Below are 8,480 nucleotides of genomic sequence, written 5' to 3'. Positions count from 1 at the left end.
GCCTCGTAGGACGGCTCGAACCAGCGGTCGAAGAGGAGGAAGAGGGGCAGTCCGAGGGCGGCGGTGGCCGCAACCTGGCTGAGGACCTCCCAGCCGCCGACGGGTCCCGGCGTGGAAGAGAGTGCGGCCAAAAGCCAAACCAGACCGCCCTTGAGGAACCCGACGCCCACCACCGTGAACAGCCGCACCAGGTGGCTGCGCCGGTAAACCAGCCCCCGCAGGGCGAAGACCAGGAGCGACACGCCGGCCAGCGCCACCGCATTGGCTCCCAACAGGCCCCACCCGGAGAGGTCCACCAGAAAACCGGCCAGCCAGGAGACCGCCACCGCCGGCACCGGCTTCTTCCCCGCCAGGGAGATGTAGACCACGGCCGCGAGGACCAGGTCGGGGCGGAACAGCTCCCAACCGCCGAAGAAGCCGAACCCCAGCCTATCGAGCACCAGCGCCGCCGGTACGACGAGGTAAATCATCGCAGGATTATGTGGGCGAATCCGGCCCCCGCGACCTCCGCCGCCGGTTCGATCCGACAGGTCAGCTCCAGCGCGCCGGGCTCCCAGCCGACCTCGGACACGCGCCCCACGGGAACGCCCGGGGGCAGCGCGCCCAGACCGCTGGTCACCACCAGCTCGTCGTCCTCGGGGAGCACGTCCGCCGACAGGTAATCTATCCAGAGCCCGCCCTCGCGGGAAACCAGCACCCCCGTGCGCCGGGTCCTCTCCAGGCGCACCCCCAGCCTCAGCCGGGGATCGCCCAGCGGCACCAGTTCGGCCGTATCCCCGACCACCCGGCCCACCACCCCGGCCAGCCAGCCGTCCACCAGAACGGCCTGGCCGGGGGCGACGCCGCGGTCCTCGCCGGCGGCCAGGGTGGGCGGTATCGTTAGGGTCAGCTCGACGGTGAGGAGCCGCCACGGGCTCCGCAGACGCAGCCCCAGCTCGGCGCGCAGGCGGCGGTTCTCCTCCCGATCCTCCCTCGAGGTGAGCTCCGAGAGCGCGAACTCGGCCTCGCGGGAAGCCTCCTCCAGGCGCGCCTCCTCCCCGGAGAAGAAACGGGACCAGCGCCCGCCCAGGAGGGCCAGCTCCGCCCTCGCCCCGGCCAGCTCACCCCGCAGACGGGTGAGCGGCTCGAAACCGGTGAGGTCGGCCCAGACGGCGACCGCGCCCGCCAGGACCACCGGCACCACGAGGTAGGCCAACAACCGCTTCTCTCCGGTCATCGCCGATTCTCGCTCAGGATCACCTTGTGGAACTCGTCCGGGTTTTCCAGCACCTTTCCCGCCCCGGCCACCACGGTCGTGAGCGGGTTGTCCACCAGGTGGATGGTGAGGTCGGTCTCCCGGTGCAACAGATCGTTCAGGCCGCGCAGCATGGAGCCGCCGCCGGTCATGTAGATGCCGCGGTCCACGATGTCGGCCGCCAGCTCGGGGGGGGTCTGCTCCAGAGTCTGGTGCACGGCGCGCAGGATGGCGCTCACCGGCTCGGCGAGCGCCTCCCGGATCTCGGTGGAGGTCACCGACAGCGTGCGGGGAACCCCCTCGACGATGTCCCGGCCCCGGATGTCCATCGTCTCCTTCTTCTCCAGGGGGAACGCGCTGCCTATCTGCAGCTTGATCTGCTCGGCGGTCTGCTCACCGACCAGCAGGTTGTACGTCTTGCGCAGGTACTTGTCTATGGCCACGTCCATCTCGTCGCCGCCGATGCGGATGCTGGTGTTGGTGACGATGCCGGAGAGGGAGATGACGGCCACCTCGGTGGTGCCGCCGCCGATGTCTATTATCACGTTGCCCACCGGCTCGTGGACGGGCAGTCCCGCGCCCACCGCCGCGGCCATGGGCTCGTAGACCATGAGCACCTCGCGCGCCCCGGCGTGCGTAGCCGAGTCGCGAACCGCGCGCTTCTCCACCTCCGTTATCCCGGAGGGCACGCAGACCAGAACGCGCGGATGGACGAAGAAACGCCGACCGTGGCTCTTCATGATGAAATACTTCAGCATCCGCTCGGTGACCTCGAAGTCGGCGATGACGCCGTCGCTCATCGGGCGCAGGGCGTGAATCGCTTCGGGGGTCCGGCCGAGCATTATCTTGGCCTCGAGGCCCACCGCCATCACCACGCCGGTGTCCCGGCGCAAGGCGACCACCGTGGGCTCGTCAATCACGACCCCCCGGTCCTTCAGGTAAACCAGGGTGTTGGCCGTCCCGAGGTCTATGGCCAGGTCGCGGCTGAAGAAACTGATGTAGGGTCTGAACAAGTCGCCGGCTCCCGCTGGAAAAATTATCCGATCGGTGACCCCCCGATGATACTAAAGACCCCCGCGCCGGAAAAGGTCAAACCCGACCCGGCCGGGACATCACCAGTCTGTCTTCCAGATGCCCACGGTCAACAGGTCCGTGTCGTAATTCCACCGATAAGGCTCACTGCGAAAAACGATGTCTTCCGGCTGGAGGGTGTACGCGCTCATGCCCCCGTACAGCCGCCCCGGGATGTTAAGCACGTAAGCCTCGTAGTCGCCCTCCGGAGAGAAGCGCAAGTCGTGGAAGACGATGTAATCCACGCCCTCGGCCTCCAGATACTCCGTCAGCCGCCCCGCGGACAGCTCCCGCTGGTAGCGGTAGTCGTTGACCAGTCCGTCCAGGTTGATGCACGAGCGCTCGGAGAAGTAGCCGAACACGCCGCAGTCCGTCATGGCGAACACGGCGTCCTCGTCGGTATTCCCCGCGGCCCAGAGCGCCGCCTGATACGAGTAAGATTGGAAACCGAATTTGGCCCGGACCAAGGAAACGACCTGCCCCGCCAGCACGACCACCGTCACGGCGACGATGAGAGCCCTCCGCAATTTGATCCGCCCCCGAAGCGTCCGGCCGCTCAGGTGGCCGACGGCGAGAATCGAAACGGGAAGCCCGAGCGCGACCATATAGTAGGCGAAAAACGCCCACTTCTGGAAGAGCAGCATGTACGCGAGCTGGCCGAAAAACCCCCAGGCGACGATTCCAACTCCGGCATCCAACTCACGCCGCTTCACCGCCACCCAGACTAGCGCCGACAACGCCAACAGGCCCATTTCCCGGTAGTTCACCACCTGGTACAACATCAAGCTCGGTACGGGGAAGGAGCCCTTCAACGCCCCGGAGATCGGCACCAGGTGGCCGAAGGTCAGTTGATTCCACGCCAGGAAACCCACCAGGGCTAGGACGCTCGGGCCGAAAAGCCGTAGAAACCGACCCGCGAGATCGCGCCAGCCCTTTCCGTGACCCGGCCCCGCGCGGCGGTAGGCGGCCAGGAGGTAGCAGAACGCCGCGACGTGGAGGAAGAAGGAATCCAGCCGCGAGAGGAAGATCAACGCCAGCAAAGCCCCGATCCCCAGCTCGGCGCGCCGGCTTCCCTCCAGCTTGAAAACACCGTACCGGTCCGCCACTTCCAGCGCGGTGAACACCAGCGTGAACGTCAGCGTCACTTCCATGCCGCAGGCGCAGGTACTGAAAACCAGGGGCCACGCGAGGAGAATCAAGGGCGGCAGGGTCCCGCGCTCGCCGAACCTCCGCCTGAGCACGCTCCGCGCTAACAGAAGACCCGCGCCCCAGACGAGGACCGTCAGGGCCATCACTATCCGCCACCCGGCGAAAGTGCCGGCACCGAGGAGGTAAGGCAGACTACAGATACCCAACCACAGCGGGTGAAAGCCGTTGGTCTGGTGCATACCGTCGAAGCTCAGCCCGTTCCCCGCCACCAGATTGCGTGCCATGCCCAGGTAGTAGAAGGTGTCGTCGTTTGTGTACCGCAACAAGGTGTCGGAGGGAAAGAAGACGACCCTGACCAGACCGAAGAGGACGAGGAGGAGGACGACCAGCAAACCGGCAAGCCGATGGGCTCTATCCCTCCTCTCCTCGGGTAACATGAGTGCCTCCGTCATCGGGCCGGAACGAGAAAGCCATATCTTACCAGATAAAGCCATAAAGGGCAGCCGGAAGGCGTGAAAAACCAGCCGCCCGGTGGCGGCTGGCTCGATTCTGGCGCGCCCGGCAGGATTCGAACCTGCGGCCTACGGATTCGTAGTCCGGCGCTCTATCCATCTGAGCTACGGGCGCCTCAACCCCCTCAACCCCCCCATCCCCCCCATCTTGGGGGGGCAGTTTCGCGGGGGGAGTTTATCTCAATTCAACAGTCACCGCCGCGTGCGGAGCCTTTTCTAAGTTCGAGACCTTCCCCCCAACCCCCCCATCCTGGGGGGGCAGTTTCGCGGGGGAATCTATCTCAATTAAACGCTCACCGCCGCGTGCGGGACGTATTAGCAGTTACTCGGTAAGTCGGCAAGCCTGGTTGCGGGACCGCGGTCCAGCGCGCTGCGCTGGCGGAGAGGGCGGGATTCGAACCCGCGGAGCGCCCATTAAGCACTCAATCGCTTAGCAGGCGATCACCTTCGGCCTCTCGGTCACCTCTCCGCGACACTTTCCCGAGGCCGGGAAAAGCAGTTGTCTCGCGCGTCGGAATTATAGCAGAGTGAGCCGTTGCGTGTCAGCGGGTCGCCGACAATCGCACCGCCCGCGGCGCTTACCTACCGAATTTACAAACGAGTCGTCGCGGAACCGCGGTGCAGCGTGCTGCGCTAAAAGGCATTCCAAAATTATTCAAGGGCACCGCTCGCGGCGCCGAACCATCGAACGTGTGAACGTGCCGTCGCGGAACCGCGGTGCAGCGCGCTACGCTGCTGGCGGAGGGCACAGGATTCGAACCTGTATGGGCCGAAGCCCGGCGGATTTCAAGTCCGCTGCCTTACCAATTAGGACTAGCCCTCCTCAACCCCCTCAACTCCCCCAACCCCCTCAATCTTGAGGGGGCAACCTCGCGGGGGGAGTTTATTACAATTCGATGGTCACCGCCGCGTGCGGGGCGTGTTTTTATTTCCAAGCCCTTCCCCCCAACCCCCCCATCTTGAGGGGCAAGCTCGCGGGGAGAATTATATTTCAATTCGGCAATCACCGCCGCGTGCGGGGTGTGATACCCCTTTAATAACCTCCGCCCCCATCGCTGCGGCCCGCAGGGGACTCGTCCCACGGGACCGCCCTACACCCCTGTCCCCCCGATATTAGGGGGCGCAGTCGCGGGGAGAATCTATTTCAATTCAACACTCATCGCCGCAGACGGGCATTTAAAAACCCCCTCACCGAGGGGGTCCACGTTGACGCGGCTGGCTCCCCTACTTGGTGATCTTCTTCTTGAGCTTGATGACGCGCGGCTTGGCGAAGTCCTCGCCCATCTCGCAGAGCTCGACGTAGCTGACCGGCGCCCCGTCGCCCTTGCGGTATCCCCGGGGGATGATGCGGACGAAGCCGCCCGTGCGCTCGTCGTAGCGCGGAAGCACCACCTCGAAGAACTTTTTGACGACCTTCTTGTCCCCCAGCTCGGCGAAAACGGCCCGCTGCGCCGCCGTGTCCGATGAGCGCGCCTTGGCGAACAGGCTGTCGGCGAACGCCTTGAGCGCCTTGGCCTTGGTGTGGGTCGTCTCGATCCGCTCGTGGCGGACGAGGGACCGGCAAAGGTTGCGCAGCAGCGCCCGCCGGTGGGCGGTGGGTCGGTTGAGCTGAAAGCCCTCTTTCTTGTGCCGCATGAGGGAACCCCTAATCGCCCAACAGCTCTTTCAGGTCCATCCCGAGGTGCAGGCCGTACTCGGTGAGGAAGGCCTCGATCTCGGCCAGGGATTTCTTGCCGAAATTGCGGTACTTGAGCATCTCGGACTCGGGTTTGACCACCAGGTCGCCGAGTGTGTGCAGGTCGGCGGCGCGGAGGCAGTTCGCCGAGCGCACGGAGAGGTCGAGCTCGGATACCGGGCGGGCCAGGAGCTCCCGTATCCGGTGCCTCTCCTCGTCCTCCCGCTCCTCCTGGGGCGTCCGGCGCGCGTCGGCCGAGCTGATGACGGAGAAGAAGTTGATGAGAATCGCCGCCGCGGTCTCCACGGCGCTGCGCGGACTGACGGAACCGTCGGTCACCACCTCGAGGACCATTTTATCGAAGTTGGTCATCTGTCCGACGCGGGTCTCCTCGACGTTGAAGTTGACCTTGACGACGGGCGTGAAGACGGCGTCTATGGGAATCATGCCGACGTAGTCGTGCTCGGGGGGCAGCTCCACCTCGTGGGAGGTGAGGTAGCCGCGCCCGCGTATCAGCACGATGTCCATCTCCAGCTTGCCGTCGGAGTCCAGGCCGGCGATGTAGGAGTCGGGGTTGAGAACCTTGATCTCGGGTGGCAGAACGAGATCGGCGCCGGTCACCTCGCCGGGCCCCTTGGCGGCCAGGCTCACCGCGTGGACCTCCTCGTCGCTCCTCTCCGCGCTGAACACCAGTTGGCGCAGGTTGAGGAGGATGTCGGAGACGTCCTCGATCACGCCGGGCAGGGTGTCGTACTCGTGATTGGCGTTTTCGACGCGCACCGCGACGGGGGCGTAGCCGGTGAGGCTGGACAACAGAACCCGCCGCAGGGCGTTGCCCACCGTGGTGCCGAACCCCGAGGCCAGAGGCTGAATGGTGAACACGGCCCGGTTGCGATGGGCCTTGTCCTCCTCGATCAGCACCTTGATGTCGGTATCCAGGACCTTGCCGATGATCATGTTTGCTAGAGCCCCGTGGAGGGGTTTTTAAATCTAGGCGGGTCGGCGAATAACCCCCCCGCCGGTATCCCAAGTCTCGGACCGGGCGTTAACGCGAGTAGAGCTCGACCACGAACTGCTCGTTGAAGGGCAGGGTGATGTCCTCGCGGTTGGGCAGCCGTGTCACCTTTACCTCGAGCTTGGCCTGGTCCACCGTGAGCCAGTCCACGGGCTGAGGCTGGAGGCGCTCGAGGCGGAACTTGACCTGCGGGACGACGCTGGAGGTCTCGCGGATGGAGACGGTGTCCTCGGCCTTTACCCTGTAGCTGGGGATGTCCACCTTGTGCCCGTTAACGGCCGTGTGCCCGTGGCGGATGTACTGTCTGGCCTGGGCGCGTGTGGCGACGAACCCGGCCCGCTGGAGCACGCTGTCGAGCCGGGTGTCGAGCATGATTAAAAGGGTGTGGCCGGTGATGCCCTTGGCCCGCTCGGCTTTGGTGTAGAAGTTGAAGAACTGCCTCTCGAGCATTCCGTAGGAGCGGCGGATGCGCTGCTTCTCGCGGAGCTGCGTACCGTAGGGGGTCGGGCGGCGGCGTCTACCGCGTCCGTGCATACCCGGGGGTGTCGGACGGCGCTCGACGGCGCACTTATTGGAATAGCATCGCTGCCCCTTGAGGAAGAGCTTGACTCCCTCCCGGCGGCACAGCTTGCAACGCGGTCCTGTATACCTGGCCAAGACGCCCCCCTACACCCGGCGCCGCTTCTTCGGGCGGCAGCCGTTGTGCGGAATGCTGGTCATGTCAATGACGGCGGTGACGCCGAGACCGGCGGCGGATAGCGCTCGGATGGCGGATTCGCGGCCGGAGCCCGGGCCCTTGATGTGAATCTCGACCTTGCGCATTCCGGCGTCGAGCGCCTTCTTGGCGCAATTCTCGGCGGTGAGCTGGGCGGCGAAGGGGGTGGACTTCTTCGAGCCCTTGAAGCCCGCGCTGCCCGCGCTGCCCCAGCCGATGACCCGGCCGTCGAGGGTGGTGACGCTGACGATGGTGTTGTTGAAGGAGGAGCGGATACAGATGTACCCCTCCGGGGTGCCCTCGTCGAACTTTATGGACCTGCGGCGGCGCTGGCGCTGCATGAACGGCCTTTCAAGGGGATCCGCCGACCGGGCGGGCGGATCGCCGATGCGTTTTTACTTCTTGCTCTTGGCGCCCACGGTGCGGCGCGGGCCTTTGCGTGTCCGGGCGTTGGTCTTGGTGCGCTGACCGCGGACGGGCAGGCCCCTCTTGTGGCGCATGCCGCGGTAGGAGTTGATCGCCATGAGGCGCTTGATGTTCATGGCAACCTCGGCCCGCAGCGTCCCCTCTACCCGATACCCCTCTTCGATGACCTTGCGGATGTTGTTTATCTCGTCGTCGGTGAGGTCCTTGGTGTGGGTGTCCACGTCCAGGCCGGCCTTATCGCATATGGTCCGGGCGGTGGTGTTCCCGATGCCGAAGATATACGTCAGGCTGATGACGATGCGCTTGTTGCGGGGCAGGTCTATTCCGGCGATGCGTGCCATCGTTCTCCTTTAACCCTGACGCTGCTTGTGGCGGGGGTTCTTGCAGATGACGCGGACGACGCCCCGGCGCTTGATGACCCGGCACTTGTCGCACATGGGCTTTACTGAGCTGCGGACCTTCATGACGATTTACACTCTCTAGTTGTTTTTATTCGATGAAAAATACGACGAATTCTATCCGGCCCCCCGACCGACTCATCTTTCCTACACCGGCCCCCCGACCGGCTCATCTTTCCTACACCGGCCCCCCGGCTCATCCTCTTTCCTACACCGGCCCCCGACTCATCCTCTTTCGTACACCGGCCCCCCGACTCATCCTCTTTCGTACACCGGCCCCCCGAC

10 protein-coding genes and 3 tRNA genes are annotated in these 8,480 nt (G+C 65.1%); all 13 read right to left on the bottom strand.

Features of this window, described 5'->3' with window-relative positions; all coding sequences use genetic code 11:
* On the bottom strand, positions 1–470 hold a 470-nt coding region (locus VM054_06785), incomplete at its 3' end, for a hypothetical protein (GenBank protein HUT98763.1).
* The gene (gene mreC / locus VM054_06780) at positions 467–1,216 is read right to left on the bottom strand and encodes a rod shape-determining protein MreC (GenBank protein HUT98762.1); all 750 of its coding nucleotides are present in this window, start codon (positions 1,214–1,216) and stop codon (positions 467–469) included. The genes VM054_06785 and mreC, both read right to left, overlap by 4 nt.
* Positions 1,213–2,247 carry a rod shape-determining protein gene (locus VM054_06775; protein ID HUT98761.1) on the bottom strand — a complete coding sequence of 345 codons (1,035 nt, stop codon included), beginning with the start codon at positions 2,245–2,247 and terminating at the stop codon, positions 1,213–1,215. The genes mreC and VM054_06775 overlap by 4 nt, the downstream gene beginning before the upstream one ends.
* Positions 2,248–2,346: 99 nt before the next feature.
* The gene (locus VM054_06770) at positions 2,347–3,891 is read right to left on the bottom strand and encodes a hypothetical protein (protein ID HUT98760.1); all 1,545 of its coding nucleotides are present in this window, start codon (positions 3,889–3,891) and stop codon (positions 2,347–2,349) included.
* A gap of 113 nt (positions 3,892–4,004) precedes the next feature.
* Positions 4,005–4,081 (bottom strand) — tRNA-Arg (locus tag VM054_06765).
* A gap of 261 nt (positions 4,082–4,342) precedes the next feature.
* Positions 4,343–4,435, bottom strand: a tRNA-Ser gene (locus VM054_06760).
* Positions 4,436–4,702: 267 nt separating this feature from the next.
* A tRNA-Ser gene (locus tag VM054_06755) sits at positions 4,703–4,789 on the bottom strand.
* A gap of 401 nt (positions 4,790–5,190) precedes the next feature.
* A complete protein-coding gene (gene rplQ / locus VM054_06750) occupies positions 5,191–5,601 on the bottom strand; it encodes a 50S ribosomal protein L17 (GenBank protein ID HUT98759.1) in 411 nt (136 codons plus the stop codon).
* Between the two features lie 10 nt (positions 5,602–5,611).
* Complete coding sequence (locus VM054_06745) at positions 5,612–6,598, bottom strand: DNA-directed RNA polymerase subunit alpha (protein ID HUT98758.1); 987 nt, start codon at positions 6,596–6,598, stop codon at positions 5,612–5,614.
* 88 nt (positions 6,599–6,686) lie between these two features.
* The gene (rpsD, locus tag VM054_06740; GenBank protein HUT98757.1) at positions 6,687–7,313 is read right to left on the bottom strand and encodes a 30S ribosomal protein S4; all 627 of its coding nucleotides are present in this window, start codon (positions 7,311–7,313) and stop codon (positions 6,687–6,689) included.
* 9 nt (positions 7,314–7,322) lie between these two features.
* Positions 7,323–7,712, bottom strand: coding sequence for a 30S ribosomal protein S11 (gene rpsK / locus VM054_06735; GenBank protein ID HUT98756.1), 390 nt, complete (start codon positions 7,710–7,712; stop codon positions 7,323–7,325).
* A gap of 54 nt (positions 7,713–7,766) precedes the next feature.
* Entirely contained in the window at positions 7,767–8,138 is a 372-nt protein-coding gene (gene rpsM, locus VM054_06730; GenBank protein HUT98755.1) for a 30S ribosomal protein S13, read from the bottom strand.
* Between the two features lie 9 nt (positions 8,139–8,147).
* Positions 8,148–8,261, bottom strand: coding sequence for a 50S ribosomal protein L36 (rpmJ, locus tag VM054_06725; GenBank protein ID HUT98754.1), 114 nt, complete (start codon positions 8,259–8,261; stop codon positions 8,148–8,150).
* Positions 8,262–8,480: the final 219 nt, after the last annotated feature.

The sequence above is a fragment of the bacterium genome, assembly GCA_035528375.1.
Lineage (GTDB): Bacteria > RBG-13-66-14 > RBG-13-66-14 > RBG-13-66-14 > RBG-13-66-14 > RBG-13-66-14.
The sequence above is the reverse complement of the archived record's forward strand: the minus strand, read 5'-3'. Positions and strand labels throughout refer to the sequence as shown.